Origin of the sequence: Xanthomonas sp. NCPPB 2586, from assembly GCF_041475775.2 — a bacterium.
In the GTDB taxonomy this organism is placed as follows: Bacteria; Pseudomonadota; Gammaproteobacteria; order Xanthomonadales; family Xanthomonadaceae; genus Xanthomonas; species Xanthomonas campestris.
Genome location: NZ_CM192981.1, coordinates 4473322 through 4495558 on the forward strand (window position 1 = coordinate 4473322; position 22237 = coordinate 4495558).

At 65.9% G+C, this 22237-nt stretch carries 22 protein-coding genes; 13 read left to right on the forward strand and 9 right to left on the reverse strand.

All coding sequences use genetic code 11. From position 1 onward, the window contains the following. Positions 1-89 precede the first annotated feature (89 nt). From ACCQ09_RS19675 to ACCQ09_RS19690, 4 genes are all read left to right on the forward strand, one after another. Positions 90-866 (forward strand): L,D-transpeptidase family protein, encoded by a 777-nt coding sequence (locus tag ACCQ09_RS19675; RefSeq protein WP_012439430.1) that lies wholly within the window; start codon positions 90-92, stop codon positions 864-866. After that, entirely contained in the window at positions 863-2164 is a 1302-nt protein-coding gene (locus tag ACCQ09_RS19680) for an APC family permease (RefSeq protein ID WP_011038890.1), read from the forward strand. Before ACCQ09_RS19675 ends, ACCQ09_RS19680 begins: the two co-directional genes overlap by 4 nt. Positions 2165-2251: 87 nt before the next feature. Continuing rightward, on the forward strand, positions 2252-2749 hold the full coding sequence (locus ACCQ09_RS19685; RefSeq protein ID WP_011038891.1) for a hypothetical protein: 498 nt from the start codon (positions 2252-2254) through the stop codon (positions 2747-2749). 170 nt (positions 2750-2919) lie between these two features. Next, positions 2920-3267: a hypothetical protein gene (locus tag ACCQ09_RS19690; RefSeq protein ID WP_014506334.1), complete on the forward strand. Its 348-nt coding sequence runs from the start codon at positions 2920-2922 to the stop codon at positions 3265-3267. A gap of 39 nt (positions 3268-3306) precedes the next feature. On the opposite strand, the gene yiaA is transcribed toward ACCQ09_RS19690, so the two are convergent. Beyond that, positions 3307-3741, reverse strand: a complete 435-nt coding sequence (gene yiaA / locus ACCQ09_RS19695; RefSeq protein WP_011038893.1) for an inner membrane protein YiaA — start codon at positions 3739-3741, stop codon at positions 3307-3309. 170 nt (positions 3742-3911) lie between these two features. Here yiaA and ACCQ09_RS19700 point away from each other — a divergent pair, with 170 nt between their 5' ends. Continuing rightward, positions 3912-5090, forward strand: a complete 1179-nt coding sequence (locus ACCQ09_RS19700) for a PQQ-dependent sugar dehydrogenase (protein ID WP_228428208.1) — start codon at positions 3912-3914, stop codon at positions 5088-5090. 341 nt (positions 5091-5431) lie between these two features. Here the strand turns inward: ACCQ09_RS19700 and ACCQ09_RS19705 are convergent, their stop codons facing one another. From ACCQ09_RS19705 to tsaD, 3 genes are all read right to left on the reverse strand, one after another. Next, positions 5432-7603, reverse strand: coding sequence for a glycoside hydrolase family 3 N-terminal domain-containing protein (locus ACCQ09_RS19705; RefSeq protein ID WP_103700441.1), 2172 nt, complete (start codon positions 7601-7603; stop codon positions 5432-5434). Between the two features lie 252 nt (positions 7604-7855). Then, positions 7856-8209 (reverse strand): dihydroneopterin aldolase, encoded by a 354-nt coding sequence (gene folB, locus ACCQ09_RS19710; RefSeq protein ID WP_040941956.1) that lies wholly within the window; start codon positions 8207-8209, stop codon positions 7856-7858. 87 nt (positions 8210-8296) lie between these two features. After that, the gene (gene tsaD, locus ACCQ09_RS19715) at positions 8297-9364 is read right to left on the reverse strand and encodes a tRNA (adenosine(37)-N6)-threonylcarbamoyltransferase complex transferase subunit TsaD (protein WP_040941957.1); all 1068 of its coding nucleotides are present in this window, start codon (positions 9362-9364) and stop codon (positions 8297-8299) included. A gap of 280 nt (positions 9365-9644) precedes the next feature. Here tsaD and rpsU point away from each other — a divergent pair, with 280 nt between their 5' ends. The 7 genes from rpsU (at position 9645) to ACCQ09_RS19750 (ending at position 17533) form a co-directional block, all read left to right on the forward strand. Beyond that, entirely contained in the window at positions 9645-9860 is a 216-nt protein-coding gene (gene rpsU, locus ACCQ09_RS19720; RefSeq protein ID WP_002808376.1) for a 30S ribosomal protein S21, read from the forward strand. A gap of 226 nt (positions 9861-10086) precedes the next feature. Next, positions 10087-10533 (forward strand): GatB/YqeY domain-containing protein, encoded by a 447-nt coding sequence (locus ACCQ09_RS19725; RefSeq protein WP_011038898.1) that lies wholly within the window; start codon positions 10087-10089, stop codon positions 10531-10533. An 838-nt stretch (positions 10534-11371) separates the two neighbouring features. Beyond that, on the forward strand, positions 11372-12319 hold the full coding sequence (locus tag ACCQ09_RS19730; RefSeq protein ID WP_040941958.1) for a YihY/virulence factor BrkB family protein: 948 nt from the start codon (positions 11372-11374) through the stop codon (positions 12317-12319). Positions 12320-12399: 80 nt separating this feature from the next. After that, a complete protein-coding gene (dnaG, locus tag ACCQ09_RS19735) occupies positions 12400-14148 on the forward strand; it encodes a DNA primase (protein WP_014506325.1) in 1749 nt (582 codons plus the stop codon). Then, positions 14148-14645, forward strand: coding sequence for a fused DSP-PTPase phosphatase/NAD kinase-like protein (locus ACCQ09_RS19740; RefSeq protein WP_040941959.1), 498 nt, complete (start codon positions 14148-14150; stop codon positions 14643-14645). Before dnaG ends, ACCQ09_RS19740 begins: the two co-directional genes overlap by 1 nt. Positions 14646-14691: 46 nt before the next feature. Then, positions 14692-15726, forward strand: coding sequence for a bile acid:sodium symporter family protein (locus tag ACCQ09_RS19745; RefSeq protein WP_170873801.1), 1035 nt, complete (start codon positions 14692-14694; stop codon positions 15724-15726). A gap of 229 nt (positions 15727-15955) precedes the next feature. Then, a complete protein-coding gene (locus ACCQ09_RS19750; RefSeq protein ID WP_040941961.1) occupies positions 15956-17533 on the forward strand; it encodes a thioredoxin family protein in 1578 nt (525 codons plus the stop codon). Positions 17534-17552: 19 nt separating this feature from the next. Here the strand turns inward: ACCQ09_RS19750 and cyoE are convergent, their stop codons facing one another. The 4 genes from cyoE to ACCQ09_RS19770 are packed head-to-tail and all read right to left on the reverse strand — an operon-like array spanning position 17553 to position 20954. Next, positions 17553-18449: a heme o synthase gene (cyoE, locus tag ACCQ09_RS19755; RefSeq protein ID WP_014506322.1), complete on the reverse strand. Its 897-nt coding sequence runs from the start codon at positions 18447-18449 to the stop codon at positions 17553-17555. Positions 18450-18451: 2 nt separating this feature from the next. Continuing rightward, positions 18452-19615: a COX15/CtaA family protein gene (locus ACCQ09_RS19760; protein WP_011038905.1), complete on the reverse strand. Its 1164-nt coding sequence runs from the start codon at positions 19613-19615 to the stop codon at positions 18452-18454. A gap of 10 nt (positions 19616-19625) precedes the next feature. Continuing rightward, positions 19626-20201, reverse strand: a complete 576-nt coding sequence (locus ACCQ09_RS19765; RefSeq protein ID WP_011038906.1) for a redox-active disulfide-containing membrane protein — start codon at positions 20199-20201, stop codon at positions 19626-19628. A gap of 27 nt (positions 20202-20228) precedes the next feature. Further along, complete coding sequence (locus ACCQ09_RS19770; protein WP_011038907.1) at positions 20229-20954, reverse strand: SURF1 family protein; 726 nt, start codon at positions 20952-20954, stop codon at positions 20229-20231. A gap of 60 nt (positions 20955-21014) precedes the next feature. Between ACCQ09_RS19770 and ACCQ09_RS19775 the strand changes: the two genes are divergently transcribed. Continuing rightward, positions 21015-21233, forward strand: coding sequence for a twin transmembrane helix small protein (locus tag ACCQ09_RS19775; protein ID WP_011038908.1), 219 nt, complete (start codon positions 21015-21017; stop codon positions 21231-21233). Between the two features lie 96 nt (positions 21234-21329). Here the strand turns inward: ACCQ09_RS19775 and ACCQ09_RS19780 are convergent, their stop codons facing one another. Next, on the reverse strand, positions 21330-22205 hold the full coding sequence (locus tag ACCQ09_RS19780) for a cytochrome c oxidase subunit 3 (protein WP_011038909.1): 876 nt from the start codon (positions 22203-22205) through the stop codon (positions 21330-21332). Between the last annotated feature and the right edge of the window lie 32 nt (positions 22206-22237).

Consider the following 22237-nt stretch of genomic DNA (forward strand, 5'->3'; position numbering starts at 1 on the left):
ATCAGGCGTGCAGTGCCGAACGGCAATACGTTGCGCGCCGCCCCCTTTGCAGCGGTGTCTGCCGCTGGTCAGTGATCACTGGAGTCTGCATGCGCATCGCTGTGTTGTTTCGATCCTTCGTGGTGCTGGCGGTCCTGCTGAGCAGCAGTTCGCCAAGCAGCGCCGCCCCGGTGCCGGCACTGGAGACGGCACGCGCCCTGATCGTGGTGACCACTGCGGACTGGGACAGCACCCAGGCACGCCTGCAGGCCTTCAACCGCGTGGATGGCCACTGGCAACCGGCCGCACCGGCGTTTGCCGTTGCGCTAGGCCAGCATGGCAGCGCCTGGGGCGAGGGCCTGCACCCGGCCCAGACGCAAGGCCCGCAAAAACGGGAAGGCGACGGCCGCAGCCCGGCCGGCATCTTCGCCATCGGCCCCGCGTTCGGCTATGCGCCGCAGATCGACAGCGCCCTGCCGTACCAGCCGATGCAGGCCAGCCACTACTGCATGGATGTGCCCAGCTCGCCGCTGTACAACCGCATCGTCGATGCCGACCAGGTGGGCAAGGCCGCGGTGGCCGGCTCGACCGAACCGATGCGCCTGGATCTGCGCCACCCTGGTGATGCGCGCTACCAGGAAGGGTTTGTGATTGCGCACAACCCACAGGCGATTCCCGGCCGCGGCAGCTGCATCTTCGCGCATCTGTGGCGCAGCCCAGGCCATGCCACCGCCGGCTGCACCGCGATGGCCCCCGCCGACATGCAACGCTTGCTCGCCTGGTTGAAGCCCGAGGACGCTCCGCTGTTCGTGCTATTGCCGCGTGCCGAGTACGCGCGCCTGCAACGCAGCTGGCAGTTGCCGGCACTGGCGCAGGCCACGCCATGAGCAGCCAGGGCAATGAATCTCCCGCGCTGGTGCGCGCGGTCAGCCGCTGGCAGATCGTGGGCTTGTCGATCAACGATGTGATCGGCAGCGGCATTTACCTGCTGCCCGCGGCCACGGCCGCGCTGCTGGGGCCGATGAGCCTGTGGGCGGTGATGCTGGCCGGCCTGGCAGTGGCGTTGCTGGTGCTGTGCTACGCCCAGGCGGCCAGTTATTTCGATACGCCCGGCGGCAGCTATCTGTATACGCGCGAAGCCTTCGGCCCGTTCACCGGCTTCCAGATCGGCTGGATGATCTGGCTGACACGCATCAGTTCGGCTGCGGCACTGAGCAACGGGCTGGCCGATGCGGTGGCGCGCTTCTGGCCGGCCGCCGGCAGCGACGGCTGGGAACGTCTGCTGGTGGTGGTGGGCTCGCTGGGCTTGCTCACCGCCATCAACGTGATCGGGGTGAAGTCAGCCGCACGCACTGGCGTGGCGCTGGTGATCGGCAAGCTGGTGCCGTTGCTGTTGTTCGTGGCCATCGGCCTGTTTTACGTGGATTGGTCGTGGGCCTTTGCCGGCAGCACGCCGGACCTGCGCGACCTGGGTAACCTTGGCGAAGCCGCGTTGCTGTTGCTGTTTGCGTATGCCGGCTTCGAGAACATCCCTGCCGCTGCAGGCGAGTACCGCAACCCGCGCCGCGACGTGCCGTTCGCCTTGATCACCATGATCGTCACCGTGACCCTGATCTATGCCGCCGTGCAGGTGGTGGCGCAGGGCACCCTGCCCAATCTCGCGGCATCGCCCACGCCGCTGGCCGATGCCGCCAGCCGCTTCGGTGGCGAAGCCCTGGCGCTGATCCTCACCGTGGGCGCCACCATCTCCATCCTGGGCACCACCAGCAACACGGTGATGTTGGGCCCGCGGTTTTTGTTTGCACTGGCCCAGGACGGCTACGGCCCGGCCCTCCTTGCACGCGTCCACCCGCGCTTCCACACCCCGGCGGCAGCCGTGCTTACGCAAGGCGTGCTGTCGCTGGCGCTGGCTTTGTCGGGCTCGTTTACGCAGCTGGCACTGCTGTCGATGGTCACGCGGCTATTTGCCTATATCGGCACGGCGGCGGCGGTGATCGTGCTGGCACGCCGTTATCGCGCGCGCACCGATGCCTTGCGCCTGCCCGGTGGCCCGCTCATTCCCATCGCCGCCCTGCTGTTGTCGCTTGGCCTGTTGGCGAGCGCCAGCTGGCAGAACCTCGCCGCCGCCGGGCTGGCCTTGCTGGTGGGCTGCGTGTTCTACCTGTTCCCGCGTAAGCCGGCCTGAGCACTTCGCGCCGCGCTCGCGTAGCGCTCACGCACGACTAACTGCGTGCGCATGACGCTGCCACGCACAGTCCTGCGGGAGGTTGCGATGAAGCTGCGCCGTGTCTACAGCACACCGAATGTCGACAGTGCCCAACGCGTCCTGCAGGCCGCGCGCGGCGCGGGGCTCGACAACGATGCGCTTTCACTGATTGCACGTTCGGATATCGAAGTGGAAGGCGTTCCCGACGAACGCAAGGACGCCAAGACCGACTTCCTGCCCGCCGCCGCCCGCGGCGCTGCCACCGGCGGTGCCGCGGGCCTGGTCGCAGGATTGGTCGCCATCGCGGTGCCGCCGATTGGGCTGACTGTCGCCGGCGCCGGGGTCATGGCCCTCGCGGGCGCCTTGGTCGGTACGTGGTCGTCCGCGCTGGTGGGCGCCACCGTGCCGGATCCGGTGCGGCGCCAGTTCGAAGACGAGATCGAAGCCGGCCGTGTGCTGGTGGTGATCGATGCCGAAGAACAGGAACTCCGCAATGCGGAATCTGCGCTGGTGAGCGCAGGGGCAACGCCACTACCGTATGAAGCCGCGTCAGCGGCGACCTGAAGCACGGCGCGAATGCGATGTGGCCGCAATCGCATCTTTCCGAGCAAACCATTTCAGCTTAGACAACGACCCACGAGCACCACAGTTTGATCTACCCATCACCCGGCGTGCCATGCAGTTAACAACCGCCACCCTAGGGTATTTCGCACATTCGAATGACGGAGACGCGCATGAACGTGCCCTACCAGATTCCCGGCCGTGCCCCGGACGAAGGCCGCAACCAGAACGTTTCGCAATACTGGCGCGAGCGTTTCACCGAGGAGCCGTATTACGCCGAAGGTGATCGCTACGAAGATTATGAAGCCGCATATCTTGCCGGCCACGAAGCACGCGTGCGCGATATGGCGCGCGCCTACGATCAGGTGGAAGCCGAGCTGCATCGTGACTGGGATGCCAATCGTGGGTCTTCATCGTTGAGCTGGAGCAAGGCCCGCCATGCAGTGCGGCGCGCATGGGAAAGCGCTGCAGAGTTTGTCAGCGGCGATGACCACGCCAAGAACGCAGAACGCCACCGTTGAGGTGGCGTTTCGCTTTAACGCTTACCAGCTGGTGCAGTGTCAGTCCAGCGCAGGCGGGACGGCGCGGCTCGTTGACCCCGCCGGGCCATCCATCGCATCACGCGTGTTCTTCTGCACCGCGACCGCGCCAAACAGGCTCAGTGCGTACGCCATCGCATAGAAGCCCTTTTCGCTGAGCAACAGTGTTGCGTTGAACAAGCCGATGGTCAGCAACAACAGCGCGGCAATCAGCGAGAACCAGCAGATGGCGTAATACAACCCGGTGACCGGAATACCATCGACACGGTCGCGCACACTTTTTTGCAGCGACACCGATGCAAACAGGCCGAACAACAGCAGGGTGAAGTAATAGCCCTTTTCGTTGAGCAGCATTTCGGCATTCCACAGGCCGACCAGATAGGCGCCGCCACCGAGCAGCAAGGCGGCCCACGATGCGGCGACAAAGGCAAACGAGGTTTTCTGCGTGACAGCCATGGAAACTCCTTTTCATGGTGAAGCATCGAGAGGGGACCCGGCGGTCTCGCAGATGGTGATCTACGACAAGGGCGGCCTGGACGGCGTCGTGTAAGGTACTTGAAAACCCGACGCGGGACACGTTGTGGGAGGGCTGCGACGTGACCGTGCCTCATCCCCTGGAGGACCTCATGTCAGTTCGACGTCTGCTTGCCCTGGCCTGCCCGGCCAGCTTGTTTGCCACCGGCGCCGCACTTGCCGCACCTGCCACCGCGCCGGCAGCGTCCATTCCCAAGGCGCAATGGCCGTTCCAGGCCACCACCGTGGCCGATTTCGATGAACCGTGGGCCATGACGTTCCTGCCCGACGGCAGCCTGCTGGTCAGCGAAAAACGTGGCGCGTTGATGCGCCTGGACCTGAAAACCAAGCGTAAACGCGCCATCACCGGCATCCCCACCGTCGCTTACGGCGGCCAGGGCGGTTTCGGCGATGTGCTGGCGCATCCGCGGTTCGCCCGCAACGGGCTGGTGTACGTGAGCTACGCCGAACCCGGCGAAGGCGACGTGCGCGGCGCGGCGGTGGCGCGTGCCAAGCTGACGCTGGACGCAAACGGTGGCGGCAGCCTGTCGGACCTGAAGGTGATCTGGCGGCAGGACCCGAAGGTGACCGGCAACGGGCACTTCGGTCATCGCCTCGCCTTCGGGCCGGACGGCAAGCTGTGGATCAGCTCCAGCGAACGCCAGAAGTTCACGCCCGCGCAGGACATGCAGGCCAACCTGGGCAAATTGATTCGTCTCAACGACGACGGCAGTGTGCCTGCCGACAACCCCTTCGCTGCGCAAGGTGGAGTCGCCGCGCAGGTGTGGTCGCTCGGCCACCGCAACATCCTGGGCATCGCGTTCGACAGCAAGGGCAAACTGTGGGAACACGAAATGGGCCCGCTCGGCGGTGATGAGCTCAACCTGATCCAGCGTGGCGCCAACTACGGCTACCCGGTGGTGTCCAACGGCGACAACTACGACGGCACGCCCATCCCGGACCACAACACGCGCCCGGAATTCGCTGCGCCCAAGATCAGCTGGACGCCAGTGATTTCGCCGGCAGGGTTTGTGATCTACAGCGGCAAGCAGTTCCCGGCATGGCGCGGCAATGGCTTCATCGGTGGGCTGTCGTCGATGGCGTTGGTGCAGGTGTCCCTGGACGAACAACCGCGCGAACTGGCCCGTTACGACATGGGCGCGCGCATCCGCGAGGTGGAGCAAGGTCCAGATGGCGCGCTGTGGCTGCTGGAAGACGAGGCCAGCGGCAGCACCGGCCGTCTGCTCAAGCTGACGCCCAAGCGCACCGGCACTGTCGAGGAAGACGCGTGAACCAGCGAGTCTGAGTAGGGGAGTCATGCCATCGCCACGCACGCATCGCGTGCTGGCGATGGTCATGATGTGATGCGAAGCGCCGAGCGATCGGCGCTTTTTTTCTGCGACACGCACTTCTGCAGCATGCATGTCTTTCGACAAAAAGCTGCGCGCAGCGGCAAGCGCATTGACCGCTAGCGCTGATGGGCCACTGTCTGATGGGCCGCCACGCGTTCGTATGCGAACGACGCGTGTGATGGTCACCTGACCTGAGTCACAGGCCGCCCATCCCGAGACCCGCGTTTCATCTGCATAACCGAATGACCTGCACTGCGGCAGGCCACGCCCACGGCGATGCCTCAGCGATCCAGCAACTCGAACGACACCGCCTCGCCACTCTTGGCCGACGCGCACACCCACACATCGAACAGCCCCGGCTCGGCGCCGAACACGCCCTTGTGGTTGGTAAACGCCAGCGCATCGCGCTGCAGGGTGAACACCACCTCAGCACTCTCGCCCGGCTGCAGCAGCACCTTGCGGAATCCCTTGAGCTCGCGCACCGGGCGCACGCGGCTGGCAACCCGGTCGTGCACATACAGCTGCACCACTTCTTCGCCGGCTACCGTGCCGGTATTGGTCACACGCGTGGTGATGGTCAGCGTCTGCTCCCACCCCAGCTGCGTGGTGCTCAGTTGCGGCGCCGCATACGCAAAAGTGGTGTAGCTCAAGCCGTGGCCGAACGGGTACAGCGGCTCGTTGGGCATCTCGCGCCAGCGCGCCTTGTACTCGGACAGCGTGGGCAATTCCGGGCGGCCGGTGCGCAGATGGTTGTAGAAATACGGCTGCTGGCCGGTCACCTGCGGGAAGCTGATCGGCAGGCGTGCCGAGGGGTTGTAATCACCAAACAGGACGTCGGCCACGCCGGTGCCGGTCTGGGTGCCCAGGTACCAGGTCACCGCAATCGCATCGGCATCGCGCACCGCACCGCTCAGCGCCAGCGCGCGGCCGTTGCGCAGCAGGATCACCATCGGCGTGCCGGTGGCGGCCACCGCTTCGGCCAGTGCCTGCTGTGCCGGCGGCAGCGTGATCTCGGTCCGCGACTGCGCCTCGCCGCTGAAACGCTGCGGCTCGCCCAGCGCCAGCACCACCACATCGGCAGCTTGCGCGGCATCGATCGCCGCGGAAATGCCGCCCGGCAATGGCTCTTCCAGCCCGCAGCCGGCCACCACGCTCAGGTTGTCGGCCGCCACCACCGCACGTACGCCCTGCTCGAGCGTGACGTAACGCTCCTTGTCGCCGAACAGGGTCCAGCAGCCTTCGATGTTTTCGCGGTCCTGCACGAACGGGCCGATCAGCGCGATGTTCTGCCCGCTCTTCTTCAGCGGCAGCAGGTCACCTTCGTTCTTGAGCAGCACGATCGAACGCCGCGCCGCATCGCGCGACAACGCATCGTGCGCGGGCAGATGCGCGGTATCGGCTTCGCGTGCGGGATCCAGCGAGCGGTACGGATTGTCGAACAGGCCGATCGCCTCTTTCAGCTGCAGGATGCGGCGCACGCTGGCATCCAGCGTGGCCATCGGCACCTCGCCGCTTTCCACCAGCGACGGCAGATGCGCGGCATAGAAACCGCTCTGCATGCTCAGGTCCAGACCGGCCAGGAACGCCTTCTTGGTGGCGTCGCGCTCATCGGCCGCGTAGCCGTGCGCAATCAATTCCATGTCGGCGGTGTAATCGGAAATCACCACGCCCGGGAACTGCCATTCACCGCGCAGGATCTCGGTAAGCAGTTCGTGGTTGGCGCTGGCCGGAACGCCGTTGATGTCGTTGAAGGACGACATCACCGTCAGCGCGCCCGCATCGAATGCGGCCTTGAACGGCGGCAGATGCACATCGCGCAGCGTCTGCGGTGCGATATCCACCGTGTTGTATTCCATGCCGGCCGCCACCGCGCCGTAGGCGGCGAAATGCTTGGGCGTGGCCAGCAGGCAATCGTCGGCTTTGAGATCGCTGCCCTGGAACCCGCGCACGCGCGCGGCAGCAAACGCCATGCCCAGCACCACGTCTTCGCCAGCGCCTTCCGCGCCACGGCCCCAGCGCTGGTCGCGCGCAATGTCCACCGCAGGTGCGTAGGTCCAGTGCAGGCCGGCAGCAGTGGCCTCGATCGCGGTGGCCCGCGCGGTGCGCTCGGCCAGCTCCGGCTCGAAGCTTGCCGCTTCGCCCAAGGGAATCGGGAACACCGTGCGCATGCCGTGGATGACATCGGCGGCCAGGATCACCGGAATGCCCAGGCGGCTTTCTTCGACCGCCACTTTCTGGATCTGCACGCCCAGCGCAGCGCCCACACCATTGAACAGCGAGCCCACCCGGCCCTGGCGGACCTGTTGCAGCACTTCGTCGGCATTGAGGACATTGGCCTCGGGATTCACGTCCGGCGCGAACGGCCGCACCATGTCGGCGAATACCCCGAGCTGGCCGACCTTCTCTTCGACGGTCATGCGGGCAATCAGGGAGTCGATGCGATCAGCAGCCATGAGATCCTTGAGAAAACGTTTACATGGCCGGCAATTCTAGCCTGATGCGACCATGATGGTGAAAGTCCCCACCCCGGTTCAGCCTCGGATTCAGCTGTTGGGGGCGGCAATGCGACGCAGTTCGCGCAGCCGGCGGCAGACGCTGTCCCCAGCAGCGCCAGTGATCCCGGCAGTTGGATGAGCCCGGTTGCCGGCGGATCGGCACCTCTCTAACTCGACACCAACGTCTATTGCGCCAGTGGGAGCGCCAGATCAGCTGCGGCTGCGCTCGATGATGACGCCCACCGCCTGCGCGCCGCGCACCGCGCCCGGCTTGCTCAACTTCAGCCGCAGCCACTGCACCTGAAATTCCTCCAGCACGATCGCCGCACACCGCTCGGCCAGGGTCTCCACCAAGCCGAACTCCGACTGCTGCACGAACTCGATCAACCGCTTGCTCACCGCCTTGTAGTTGAGCGTGTCGGCGATATCGTCGCTGGCGGCCGGAATGCGGTTGTCGAACCCCATCTCCAGGTCGAACCGCAACGTCTGCCGGATCCGCCGCTCCCAGTCGTAGATGCCGATCAGCGCATCGATGTCGAGACCTTCGATAAAGACTTTGTCCATTGAATAGGGAATCGGGAGTTGGGAATAGGGAATGGTGAAAAGCAAGACCAGCGCCAGCGCGGCACAGAATGGACCGGAGAACGGCGTTTACGATTCCCGATTCCCGATTCCCGACTCCCGCGCCGCCGCCGCCAGCGGCGCAAGCGTCGCCATATCCCAACGCGGCGTCACATGCACCGCGGCATCGGCGTGCTCGCCGGCTTCCAGGCGCAGCGCGCCGGCGAAGGCAATCATGGCGCCGTTGTCGGTGCACAGGGCTGGGCGCGGGAAGCAGACCCGGCCGCCGCGGCGCTGCGCGGTTTCCTGCAGGCGGGCCCGCAGGCGCTTGTTGGCGCCCACGCCGCCGGCTACCACCAGGGTGTTGCAATCGGCGGCGTCCAGCGCGCGCAGGCACTTGATCGCCAGCGTGTCCACTACCGCATCTTCGAACCCGCGCGCGATGTCGGCGCGGGTGGTGTCGGACTGGTCGCTGCCGCGCCAGGCCAGCAGCACCTGGGTCTTGAGCCCGCTGAAACTGAAGTCCAGCCCCGGGCGGTCGGTCATCGGCCGCGCGAACTTGTAGCGCCCCGGCGTGCCGGTTTCGGCCAACGCCGCCAGCTGCGGGCCGCCCGGATACGGCAGCCCCATCATCTTGGCAGTCTTGTCGAAGGCTTCGCCGGCGGCGTCGTCCAGCGTTTCTCCCAACACTTCATACGCGCCCAGCGCTTTCACCGAGACCAGCTGGGTGTGGCCGCCGGACACCAGCAGCGCCACGAACGGCGGCTGCGGCGGGTCGTCTTCCATCAACGGGGCCAGCAGGTGGCCTTCCATGTGGTGCACGCCGATCGCCGGCACCTCCAGTGCCCAGGCCAGCGCGCGCGCTACCCCCGCACCTACTAGCAAGGCACCGACCAGGCCCGGACCGGCGGTATAGGCCACCCCGTCCAGCTCATCGATGCGCAACCCGGCCTCGTCCAGGGTCTGACGGATCAGCGGCAGCAGCTTGCGCACATGGTCGCGGCTGGCCAGCTCCGGCACCACGCCGCCGTATTCGGCATGCAGCGCGATCTGGCTATAGACCGCATGGGCGCGCAGCGCCGGCACGCCGGACAGCGCGGTGTCGTACACCGCCACCCCGGTCTCATCGCAGGATGATTCGATCCCAAGCACTTTCATGACAGTTCGGCAGGCAGGTTCATGGGCTGTATTTTCGCAGCTTTTGCCGCGCGCAAACCGGTCTCCGCAGGTATGCTGCGCAACCGCAGAATGGCCCGCCAACTGCGGCAGCACGCACGTTCCGGCGCCCTCGATCCATTCGATTGCGCCAGGGGCTTGCAGGCCGTTCCCAAGTCGTTATAATGCGCGGCTCGCCGGGGCAACCCGGAAATTCCGTCACGCGAGTCCGCTCGCACCCGCCCGGGGCTCCCGGACGGAAATCCCATTATCTGGAGAACCCATGCCCAGCGTTAAAGTCCGCGAGAACGAGCCCTTCGAATTTGCGCTCCGCCGCTTCAAGCGCACCTGCGAAAAGGCCGGCGTGCTGGCCGAGACCCGCAAGCGCGAGTTCTATGAAAAGCCGACCCAGGAGCGTAAGCGCAAGGCTGCCGCTGCTGTGAAGCGTCAGTTGCGTCGCTCCTCGCGCGACGTCACCAAGCGCCAGCGCTTGTACTGATCGATCGCGGTTCTTCGCCGGTGGGCGGGCGCTGTAGGCGCGGCCCCTCGGAGTCGAACCTAAGAGCCGGCACGCGCAAGCGTCGCCGGCTTTTTGTATTGGCCTGACGCGGCCGTGCGTGCCGAGGCAGTTGGCCCGGCGTACCGCGTCGCTGTATGCACGCCGGTCACCCGCCATCTTGGCGGCGCCTGTCGGCGATCCCCCTTACGTTACCCAGGAGTACAGCATGTCCCTCAAGCAACAGCTCACCGAAGACATGAAGGCTGCGATGAAGTCCGGCGACAAGCACAGCCTGGGCGTGATCCGGCTGATCAATGCCGCGATCAAGCAGAAGGAAGTGGACGAGCGCGTCGAAATGGACGATGCCGCCGTCATTGCCGTGCTCGACAAGATGGTCAAGCAGCGCAAGGACTCGGTGACCCAGTACGAAGGCGCCGCCCGCGAGGATCTGGCACAGATCGAGCGCGAGGAAATCGTAGTGATCGAGCGCTACCTGCCGGCAAAGATGGGCGAAGCCGAGATCGTGGCCGCGATCCAGGCGGCCGTCGCCGAGACGGGCGCCAGCAGCCCTGCCGATATCGGCAAGCTGATGGGCGCACTCAAGCCCAAGCTGGCCGGTCAGGCCGACATGGGCCTGGTGTCCACGCTGGTGAAGAAGCAACTGGCCGGCTGAGGCCGATCAGCCGACCTGCCCTGCGCCGATGGCCGGGGCATGCAGGCGGCGGGTGCGCTGCTGCTGCCGCGCGCGTCGAGCCCGCGTGGTGCGATGACGACGCGCGCCGGTGATGGGCCTTCGCCTTCCGAGGTGGATCGCAGCTTGGCGGTATGTGTGGCCCGATGTGTCGCACAGGTACGTCGGTCGCAGCGGCGAAACCATTGCCTCGTTGCTGCGAACGCAAGCTGCGCGCTGCCGAGTCCGCGCACATCGGTACGGCGCCGCACGTCTTCTAAGCCGCACGGCATCATCGACGCCGCAGTGCTGCTGGCACATCGTTGATCACTGATCCGTACTGCTGTTGCCACTGCCTTTTCCGTTCCGAGAACAACGGCGCGCAAGCGACGATGTGGCTCCGGCTCAAGCAAATGGCCAATGCACACTGCATCTGCGCGCCTCATACCGTTGGTTCGCCGTAAGTCCGACACTGCGCTGCAGTGTGGCAAGGCTCGCATCGATTCTTTTTCTGTCATACGCCTGCGCGCTATCGCAGACAGGAATCAACGCTGCGCGCTGAGGTCAACCAGGCATCGCGCGGCAGGCGCCGCAAGTGATGTGCAGCACTCAACGATGCGCAGATATTGGCCCAGCCGGCAGCGCGCCACCGGCACATGTCCGCACCTGATCTCGCAGCCATCGCTGCACGACATCCTCCAGCATCGATTTTTTCACCATGCCTTCGATCCCGCCCTGCTAGAACGGTGATGCCAGCGCAGGCGCAGGCCAGGCACCCCGCATACCGGCCTGGCCCTTGAATCCTGCACACGCCACGGTATGCGCCAAGGATTCTCCGCCGGTGACGACATTCTCCACCGAACACCTGCAAAAGCACCTGACCCGCGTGCAGCGCAGCCTGCCCATGGCGCTGTTCAACCGCTTTCTCGAAATCGACGTGATGACCCAGGCCGCGTCGTTGTCGTTCTATGCGCTGCTGTCGCTGGCGCCCTTGCTGGTCTTGCTGCTGTGGCTGACGGCCTCGCTGTATCCACCCGCGCAGGAAGCGCTGGTGCAGCAGATCGCGCAACTGGCCGGTGGCAGCGCGGCGGAGGTGGCCGATACGGTGATCCGCAATGCCACCGACCAGCCCGGTGTGGGCTCGCTGGCCGGGCTGTGGAGCACGCTGCTGCTGTTCATCGGTGCCACTGCGGTCTTTGCGCAGCTGCAGAACGCACTCAACCTGATCTTCCGTACCGACAAGCAGCGCCTGGACGGCATCATGGCGTGGCTGAAGAAGCGGGTGTTTTCCTTCGGCGTGATCCTGGCGCTGGGCTTCCTGCTGATCGTCTCGATGATCGCCACCACCGCCTTGCAGGTGGTCTTTGCCAGGCTGCCCTCTGTACTACCTGCTGTGGGCTATGTGACCACGCTGGCGTTGTATTCGCTGGCGTTTGCGTTCCTGTATCGCTACCTGCCCGATCGCACCGTCAATTGGCGCCAGGCCTTCGTGGGCGGCGTGATCACTTCGCTGTTGTTTGCCCTGGGCCGCTACGCGATCGGCGTGTACATCGCCAAGGCTGCGCCCGGCAGTGCGTACGGCTCGATGGGCACGCTGGTGATCCTGCTGGTGTGGATGTACTACGCCTCGGTGGTGTTCTTCATCGGCGCGCTGCTCACCGCAGTGATCGATGAGCGCGTACGCTCGCACCGCAAACTGCGCGACGCCGGCGTGGACCCGGAGCATCCGCCCGAGATCGTTGCTGTGCCGGCAACACCAGCTTGCAGCGAGACGCCGTTGCGCAGCTGAGCCCAACCGTGGGCGCTCGGCTGCGGATGAAGACGCACTGAGACAGGCCCGAGCCGGGCGCGAGGGATTATCCTAGCGGGATGGCCCGCATCCCAGACGCGTTCATCGACGAACTGCTCGCACGCACCGACATCGTCGAGGTGGTGGGCGGTCGCGTGCCGCTCAAGCGCCAGGGCAAGGAGTATTCGGCGCGTTGCCCGTTCCATGACGAGCGCTCGGCCTCGTTCACCGTGTCGCCGACCAAGCAGTTCTATCACTGCTTCGGCTGCGGCGCGCACGGCACCGCGATCAGCTTCCTGATGAATTACGACCGCCTTGAATTTCTCGACGCGGTGGATGAGCTGGCCAAGCGCGCGGGCATGGAGATTCCGCGCGAGACCCAGCAGCGCACCCCGCAACAGCAGGATGACAGCCGCGAGTTGTACTCGGCACTGGAGGCGGCGACCAAGTTCTTCCAGCGTCAGCTCGAAGGCAGCGACCGTGCCCGCGACTATCTGGATGGGCGCGGCGTGGATGCGGAAAACCGCGCGCGTTTCCAGATCGGCTATGCACCGGATGGCTACAGCGCCCTGAAGGACACGCTGGGCACCGATGCGCGCCGCATGAGCGTGCTCGAACGCGCCGGGCTGTTTTCCAAGAACGACCGCGGGCATGTCTACGACAAGTTCCGCGACCGGGTGATGTTTCCCATCTTCGACCGCCGCGGCCGTGTGATCGCCTTCGGCGGACGCATCATGGGCGCGCCGGCCGATGGCCGCGACCCGGGGCCTAAATACCTCAATTCGCCGGAAACCGCGCTGTTCCACAAGGGCCGCGAGTTGTACGGCCTGTGGCAGGTGCGCCAGGCCAACCAGAAGATCGAACGGCTGATCGTGGTGGAGGGCTACATGGACGTGGTCTCGCTGTTCCAGTTCGGCGTGACCCAGGCGGTGGCCACGCTGGGCACGGCGACCACGCCGGAACACGCCGAGCTGTTGTTCCGCAATGCGCCGGACGTGTACTTCTGCTTCGATGGCGACAACGCCGGGCGCAAGGCCGGCTGGCGCGCGCTCGAGTCGGTGCTGCCGCGGATGAAGGACGGCCGGCAGGCGTTCTTCCTATTCCTGCCCGACGGCGAGGACCCGGACACCATCGTGCGCAAGGAAGGCGCGCAGGCCTTCGATGCGCGCCTGAAACAGGCCACGCCGCTGTCGCAGTTCTTCTTCGACGAAATGTCGCGCGAGATCAATCTGCATACGCTGGATGGCAAGGCACGCCTGGCCGAGCGTGCCAAACCAATGCTGGCGCAGATTCCCGAAGGCGCGTTCGGCGATCTGATGAAGCAGGAGCTGGCGCGTATGACGGGCGTTGGGGCGAGCATGTCCGCGCAACAGTCCCCGCCAAAAGCGCGGCCGCCCGCGCGCATGGGTGCGCCCACGCAGAAACGCAGCCTGGTGCGTGCGTCGATCGCCATCCTGCTGCAACAGCCGTCATTGGCGATGAGCCTGGAAGGCGACCACGATTTTTCCGGTCTGCGCCTGCCCGGCATCGAGTTGTTGATGGAGCTGCTGGCGCTGGTACGGCAACGGCCGGAAATCAGCACCGGCGCGCTGCTGGAACACTTCGCCGAGCGCGAGGAACTGGTCGCGCTGCAGAAGCTGGCCGCGCAGGAGCTTCCCGGCGACGAGCACAGCTGGGCGATCGAGTTGCACGACGTCGTCGCCCAGCTCGACAAGCAATTGCTGCGTCAGCGCGTGGAAGAACTGCAGGCCAAACAGCGCGCGCAGGGCCTGGACAACACCGACAAGTACGAAATGCGCGAGTTGCTCAAGGCGCTCGCAGCGTTGTGATGCCACTGCGCCTTCGCTACGCGGTCTGGATGCTCCTGCTGCTCGCTGGCGGCGCGCTGGCGCAGTCGGCACCGCCCTACCGCCCGCGCGCGGTGCTGAGCGCCGGCCAGCCATCGCAGGCGCAATTGCGCGAGGCAGCCGCCAACGGCGTCACTACCGTGATCGACTTGCGTGGCCCGGACGAAGCGCGCGGCTACGACGAAAACGCAAGCACGCACGCCCTGGGCCTGCGCTATGTGCGCCTGCCGATCCGCACTGCAGCCGGCCTCACGCCCGACAACGTGCGCGCATTGCAGCGCGTGCTCGACCAACAAGCCCAGGGCAAGGTGTTGCTGCATTGTGCAAGCGGCAATCGCGCCGGCGCGTTGTTGGCGCTGCTCGCCGCACGCGAGGGCGCCAGTGCCGAACAGGCCCTGCAGATCGGGCGCGATGCCGGCCTGCAACCGTCACTGGAACCGGCGGTGCGCGAACGCCTGCAGCCGCCGCCGCCGCAGTGACGCATCTGTTGCGCCGGCATCGGCCGGTGCAGCAGCGCATCGTAGAATGGTCCGCGACAGGCGCTTGCGCGCCGCCCCTGGGACCTCGATGAAGAAGCTGCTGGCGCGGTTGCGCATTGATCCATTCACTCTGGCGCTGCTGTGCACGGTCACGCTGGCCTCGCTGCTGCCGGTCACCGGCACCGCGGCCGCGATCATGGACGACGTCACCGACGTGGCAATCGCCGCGCTGTTCTTCCTGCACGGCGCGCGGCTCTCGCGTGAAGCGGTCAAGGCCGGCGCGCTGCATTGGCGGCTGCATCTGGTGATTCTGGCCTGCACTTTCGTGCTGTTCCCGCTGCTGGGCCTGTTGTTCAAGCCGCTCGCGCATCTGGCGCTGACGCCGGAGTTGTACATCGGTGTGTTGTTTCTGTGCGCACTGCCGTCCACGGTGCAATCGTCGATCGCGTTCACCTCGATGGCGCGCGGCAACGTGCCGGCTGCAGTATGCGCAGCCTCGCTTTCCAGCCTGTTGGGCGTGTTCCTCACACCATTGCTGATGGGCCTGTTGGTCGGTAGCCAGGGCGCGATGGCGCACCCGGCCGAGGCGATCGGCAAGATCATGCTGCAGTTGCTGGTGCCGTTTCTGGCCGGGCATTTCCTGCGTCCGTGGATCGGCGGCTGGGTCGAACGCCATCGCGCGGTGCTGCGCTACACCGACCAGGGCACCATCCTGTTGGTGGTCTACACCGCCTTCAGCGCATCGGTGAACGAAGGGCTGTGGCAGAAGACGCCGCTGCCCGCACTGCTCGCCGTACTCGGTGCGGCCGCATTGCTGCTGACCATTGCGATGCTCTCGATCACCTTCATCGCGCGGCGCCTGCATTTCAGCCGCGCCGACGAGATCGCCATCGTCTTTTGCGGCTCCAAGAAAAGCCTGGCCACCGGCGTACCGATGGCCAAGGTCATGTTCGCCGGCGGCGGCCTGGGCGCGATCGTGTTGCCGATCATGCTGTATCACCAGCTGCAGCTGATCGTCTGCGCGTTCGTGGCTGCGCGTTATGCGGTGCGCGACCAACAACAGGATGCCGGCCACCACTGAGCCCGTCTCCCATGGCGACGAGGCGGCACTGACCGATCGCGTGCGCACGCATGTTTGGCCGTGTGCCGTCAGTCCGACCCATCCGGGCCACTGCGCTGCGGGTAACACAAGTTCGCATGGGCACCCTTGCCGTGTCCTCGGCAGCGCTACAACGCTCAGGACGCCTCTCCGCGCGGACGCCTGGCCGTTCGCCGGAGTGGTCGATCCTTTTGCCCACTGGTGAGTTCCCATGAAACTGTCCTGCCGACGCCCGCGCCCGCTGTCGATCGCACTGCTGGCGGTACTGGCAACCCTGACCGCCTGCGACAAGCCCACGCCGTCGGCGCACGCGCAGGCCAGTCCCACCGCCGCGCCCGCAGCGCACGCCGGCATTGCCTGGCGCGAAGGCGGGCTCGAAGCGGCGTTTGCCGAAGCCAGGGACAGCGGCAAGCCGATCCTGCTGTACTGGGGCGCGGCATGGTGCGCGCCGTGCAACCGCCTGAAGGCCACCTTGTTCCAGGATCCGGCGTTCATCGCGCAGACGCGGCACTTCGTGGCAGTGCATCTGGATGGCGATGCGGAAGGCACGCTGGACTGGGGTGAACGCTTCGGCATCAAGGGCTACCCGACCATCATCGTGCTGCGATCGGACCGCAGCGAAGTCACCCGCCTGGCTGGCAACAGCGACACCACGCGCCTGGCCGATGTCCTGCGGGTGGTCGCCACCAGTACCACCACCGTCAAACAACTGCTGGACAAGGCGCAGCATGCCCCGCAGGAACTGAGTGCGGACGACTGGGCCGTCCTCGGCAACTATGGCTGGGGCATGGACGACAGTCTGGTCAAGTCCGGCGAGCTGCCTGCCCTGTTGGCACGCTTGTCCGAAAGAGCGCCGCAACCGAGCTTGCGGCGCCGTTTTGCGCTGGCGGCGATCGTCGCACCGGAGGACCCGCCCACTCCCAGTCCTGCCAATCGCGCCGTGCTGGAAGCGATTCTGGCCGATCCGGCCGAAGTGCGAGCCAATCTGAGCACGCTGAATTACGTGCCCGCATGGCTGGTCAAGGCGGGCAGCACCGATGCCGGCCAACGTGCCCGCTTGTCGGCCAAGCTGGATCAAGCATTGGACGCGGTCTATGCAGATCCCGGCGTGCCGATCAACGACCGGCTGGAAACCGCCTTTGCGAAAATCGAGCTCGCGCGCCTCGCCCAGGGACAGCCGACCGAGACCGCGCCGAAGGAACCGCAACCACCGCTACCGGCGGCGGTCGTGGAGACGGTGCATCAGCGTGTGCAGACGATAGTGGCTGCAGCCAGGACCGCCGAGGAGCATCAATCCATCACCGACAGCGCAGCCGCGTTGCTGAGCGAGGTGGGCGACAGCAGCGGCGCCGAGCAATTGCTGCTGGCCGAAGTCGGACGCAGCAAGACCCCGTATTACTACATGCCACGCCTCTCCCAGCTCGCCGAAGAACGCGGCGATCGCAAGACCGCGTTGTCCTGGCTCAAGGAGAACTACGCCACTGCCAGCAGCCCCGTCGCGCGCGCGCAGTCGGGCGCGCGGTATGCAGATGGGCTGATCCGGCTCAGCCCCGAGGACAGTGCCGCCATCGAAGCGGTAGCCACCCAGGCGATCGACGCGCTGGCAGCACAATCGGATGCCGACCGCCAGCGCAGCCGTAAGCGCTTTACCCGGCTTGGGAGCGCGCTGAAGACCTGGAGCAAGCAGCATCAGCAGGAAGGCACTGCAGTGCTGGCGCGATTGCGGCAGAAAATGCAGGCCAGCTGCGGCGGCAAGAACACCAGCGAGTGCACCAGCTGGCTGAGTTGAGCCGTCGCAACGGTCGCGGCTAGCGCACCCACGGCAGCAGCAGATGATCCACCATCAAGAACGCGAACAACGCCATCAGATAGACCACGGAGTAGCCGAACATCTTCATCGAAAACAGTTCGTCCGGCGGGTCGAGCATGCGCCACGCGTACCAGAGAAACACCGCGTTGAGCACCACCGCACCGCCGAGGTAGAACACCCCGCTCATGCCCACGGCCACCGGCAGCAGCGTCACGATGGCCAGCAGCACGGTGTACACCAGGATCTGCTTGCGCGTATGCGGCACGCCATGGGTCACCGGCAACATCGGGATCGCCGCCTTGGCGTAATCGGCACGCCGAAAGATGGCCAGGGCCCAGAAATGCGGCGGGGTCCAGATGAAGATGATCAACACCAGCAGCGAGGCATTGATCCAGTCGGCGCTGGTGGGCAAACCGGTCACTGCCGCCCAGCCCAGCATCGGCGGCGTGGCACCGGCCAGCCCACCGATCACGATGTTCTGCGAGGTCGCGCGCTTGAGATACACGGTGTAGATCACCGCATAGCCGATCAGCGAGGCAAAGGTGAGCACGGCGGTGATGACGTTCACCCAGACCACCAGGATGGTCATCGAGATCACGATCAACACGCTGGCGAAGGCCAGCACCTGCGCGGGCCGTACCTTGCCCACCACCAACGGGCGCCAGGAGGTGCGGGCCATCTGCGCGTCGATCTTGGCGTCGAGTAACTGATTGATGGCCGCCGCCGCCGATGCCGCCAGCCAGATACCCAAAAAGCCGAGCGCGCCGGTGCGTACCTGTAGCCAGGTCGGCATGCCGGGAATGGCCAGGAACATGCCGACCAGCGCGGTGAACACGATCAGTGCCACCACCTTCGGCTTGGTCAGGTCCCAATAGTCGCGTGCGCTGACAGCCATCATCACTCCGGCGCGCGCAGCCGCGCCAACAGCGAGACCAGCACGAACAGCAACGCGACCGCGCCACCGTTGTGCAGCACCGACACTTCCAGCGGCAGCGCCAGCTTCACGTTGAGCATGCCCAGCGTCACCTGCACCACCACCAGCAACGCCAGCGCGCCGGCCCACACACGCATGCCGGGCGAACGCGACAGACGCCATGCCAGCCACCACAGATACAGCGCGGTGGCGATCGCCCACAAGCGGTGTGCCATCTGGATGGCGATGCGCGCCGCGCCGTCCAGCACGCCGCCCTCGTAGTCCACGCCGATCCCGCGCCAGAGCGTGAAGCCTGCGCGGAAGTCATGCGGTGGCCACCACTGGCTCACGCACTTGGGAAAATTGTCGGCAGACCAGCTGCCACCGCCACACGCCAGCGCCGCGTAGTTGGCACTGACCCAGCCGCCGAGCGCGATCTGCAGGCCCAGCACCGCCACGCCCAGACGCAGCAGCCATTTCAGGCGCGAAGCGTCGGCCAGCGTGATCGGTAGATGTGTCGCGCGCCAGGCCATCCACACCAGCAGCGAGAACATCAGCATGCCGCCGAGCAGATGCCCCATCACCACGATGGGTTTGAGCAGCAAGGTCACCGTCCACATGCCCAGCAGCGCCTGGAAGATCACCACCGCCAGCGTCAGCACGGCAGCGCGGGCCAGATCGATATTGCTCCAGCGCAGCGCCGCCAGCAGCAGGATGGCTTCGCCAGCGGCCGCCACGCCCATCGCCAGCCCGTGCCAGCCGGACATGTACAGCGGGATCGACAGCGCGACCAGCGCCGCGGCGGACACCACCTGCGCAATGCCGGCACGCCGGCGACGCGCCGCCAGTAGCGTCAGCACCAGCACTTCAACGCCCAGCGCGCCAGCCAGGAAGCGGTGCACCTGCTCACGCCAGGCCTTGTTCGACTCGAGCGGGCGGATCTTGCTGGCTACGTGCGTATTGGCTTCGTCGCTGGTCTGCGGCCAGGTGACGCGGCCATAACAGGTGGGCCAGTCCGGGCAGCTCATGCCGGCATCGGACAGCCGCACGAACGACCCGAACAGGATCGTGCTGGCCGTGAACAGGGCAGCCAGCCAGGCCATGCGGTGGAAGTGCCGGAACAACGCCGGTGGCGCAAACAGATTCATCGAAACGGGCTCACATCAGTTTCAGCAGCTTGACCAGATCCGCACGCAGACCGGCCGGGTCGAAACCCGGGGCGTAGCGCAGGATCACGAAGCCGTTGGGGTCGATCACATACACCGGCACGCCGGCGGCATCGTTGGCACGGGGCAACGCCTGGCGCAGGCGCGCATCGTCGCGCAGCACGCGTAACGCCGGCATCGCCGGTAGCCCGACCGGTGGCGTGCCGATCCACAGCACTTCCACCTTGTCCGCGCGGTGCCCGAGCAATTGCCACACCTTGTCCAGTTCGGCCGCCAGCGCCACGCACGGCTGCGTGCAGCCGGCAGGCGGCGCCAGGGCGATCCGCCACATGCGCTCGCCCGGTGCCCATGCGTACGCGCTGCCGTCCGCGCGCAGCGGCGTCAACGCGCGCAGGTCCGCGGGCGGAGCAAGCAGTTCGCCATGGTTACGCATCGCCGCCGGTTGCCAGCCAGAGAAGCGCAGCACGCCGGCCAGCAACATCGAGCCGAAGAACAGCACCGCCAGGGCGATCAGCATCCTGCGGCCGCGATTGACCGACTGCGGCGTGGCCGATGTGGATGGGGTCATGCCCGCGATTTTCTCATGCCGGGGGCGTCAGTGCCCGCGTCGATGACGGCGACGCGCACGCCAAGACAACAGCGCCGCGGTGATCAGCACGGCCAGCGCCAGGCCGAACCATTGCACCGCGTAACCCAAGTGCCGCGCGGGTGGAAGCGTGTTGACCAGTAACTGCAGATCGCGCACATAACCAACCGGAACGGCAGGATCCAGGCGCAATACCTGCGACGAAATGTCGCGCCTGTGCAAGGCCTGCTGCAACGCCTGCGGCTCCAGGCGAACCGCCAGCCAGGTCTGTGGCTGGGCAGTGCTGGCCAGTGCCGCGCCAACCGCAAGCCCGGCCGACGGTGGCGCAGTCAACAACCCCTGCACTGCCTGGCTGCCGTGCAAGGCGGTCACGGTCGGCAATTGCCGCGTGGCAGGCACGGGTAACCAGCCCAGATCCACCAGCACCGTTGCAGCGCTGCCTTCCGGCGCGGCCAGCTGGTAGACGCGCACACCGGCGCGCCCTTCCTGCAACTGGTTGTCCAACAACACCTGCTGCGGTAGAAAGCGCACGCGCCCGCTGACCCATGCCAGCTCCCGCGGCGCAGCCAGCGCCTGTGCCAGGGTTGTTGGCGTCTGCCGCACATGGGCGGCACGCTCCAGCAGCTGCTCCTTGGCATGCATGCGCTGCAGCTGCCACTGCCCCAATGCGGCAAATCCGGCACTCACCGCCAATGCCAGACACCAGCCGAGCACGCCCGTGTGCTTGCGCATCATGACAATCGGCGCAAAAAGGCGTGCAATGCCGGCACCACGTCGACGACCACCGGGGCTGTTGTGAACGATTCGCTCAAGACGCTGCTGATTGTCGCCTTCCTGATCGTCATCCTATGGAACCTGGGCGCCGGGCTCTACTACCTGCTCACCGACCGCGGCCAGACCAAGCGCACGGTCAACGCATTGACCTGGCGCATCGGCTTGTCGGTGGCATTGATCGCGCTGGTGATCCTGGGCATTTACACCGGCTGGATCAAACCGCATGGCGTGGGGCGCTGAAGAGCCGGGAATCGAGAATCGGGAGTTGGGAATCGTGCAAAGCAAGTGCGCGTCCGCTCTTGCGATTCCCCATTCCCCACTCTCTATTCCCCGCCCTCAAAGCACATACACAAACAGGAACAGCGCCAGCCACACCACGTCGACGAAGTGCCAGTACCAGGCGGCGGCTTCGAAGGCGAAATGATTGTCGCGGCTGAAGTGGCCCTTTGCGGCGCGCAGCCACATCACCGCCAGCATGATCGTGCCCAGCAGCACATGCATGCCGTGGAAGCCGGTGAGCATGAAGAAGGTCGAGCCGTAGATGCCCGAGCCCAATGTGAGATTGAGTTCTGTGTAGGCGTGGATGTATTCCTCCGCCTGCAGGAACAGGAACACGCAGCCCAACAGCACGGTCAGCCCCAACCACAGCAACAGCGCGCGGCGTCGGCCGCCTTTCAATGCGTGATGGGCAATGGTCAAGGTCACGCCGGAGCTGAGCAGGATCAGCGTGTTGATCAGCGGCAAGCCCCAGGCCGGAATGGTCTGGAACTGCCCGCCGATGGTGCCCGGGCCATTGGTCGGCCAGGCTGCGGAATACCCATTCCACAGCAGTTCGTTGGTCATCACGCCATCGCCCTCGCCGCCCAGCCAGGGCAGTGTCAGCACGCGCGTGTAGAACAGCGCACCGAAGAAGGCGCCGAAGAACATCACCTCGGAAAAAATAAACCACACCATGCCCATGCGGAACGAGCCGTCCACCTGGCGGTTGTAGTGGCCGGCGTTCGATTCGCGAATCACGTCGCCAAACCACATGAACAACGTCGCCAGCAACATGGCCACACCGGCGAAGAACGTCCAGCGCCCCCATCCGGCGTCGTTGAGCCAGCTGGCCACGCCGATCATCATCACGAACATCGCAATGGAGCCGACAAAGGGCCACTTGCTTTGGGTCGGGACGAAATACGCGTCGGCGTTGGGACTGTGGTCGGCCATGGCGTTGCTTCCGTGTCGGTATGAGTGGGCGA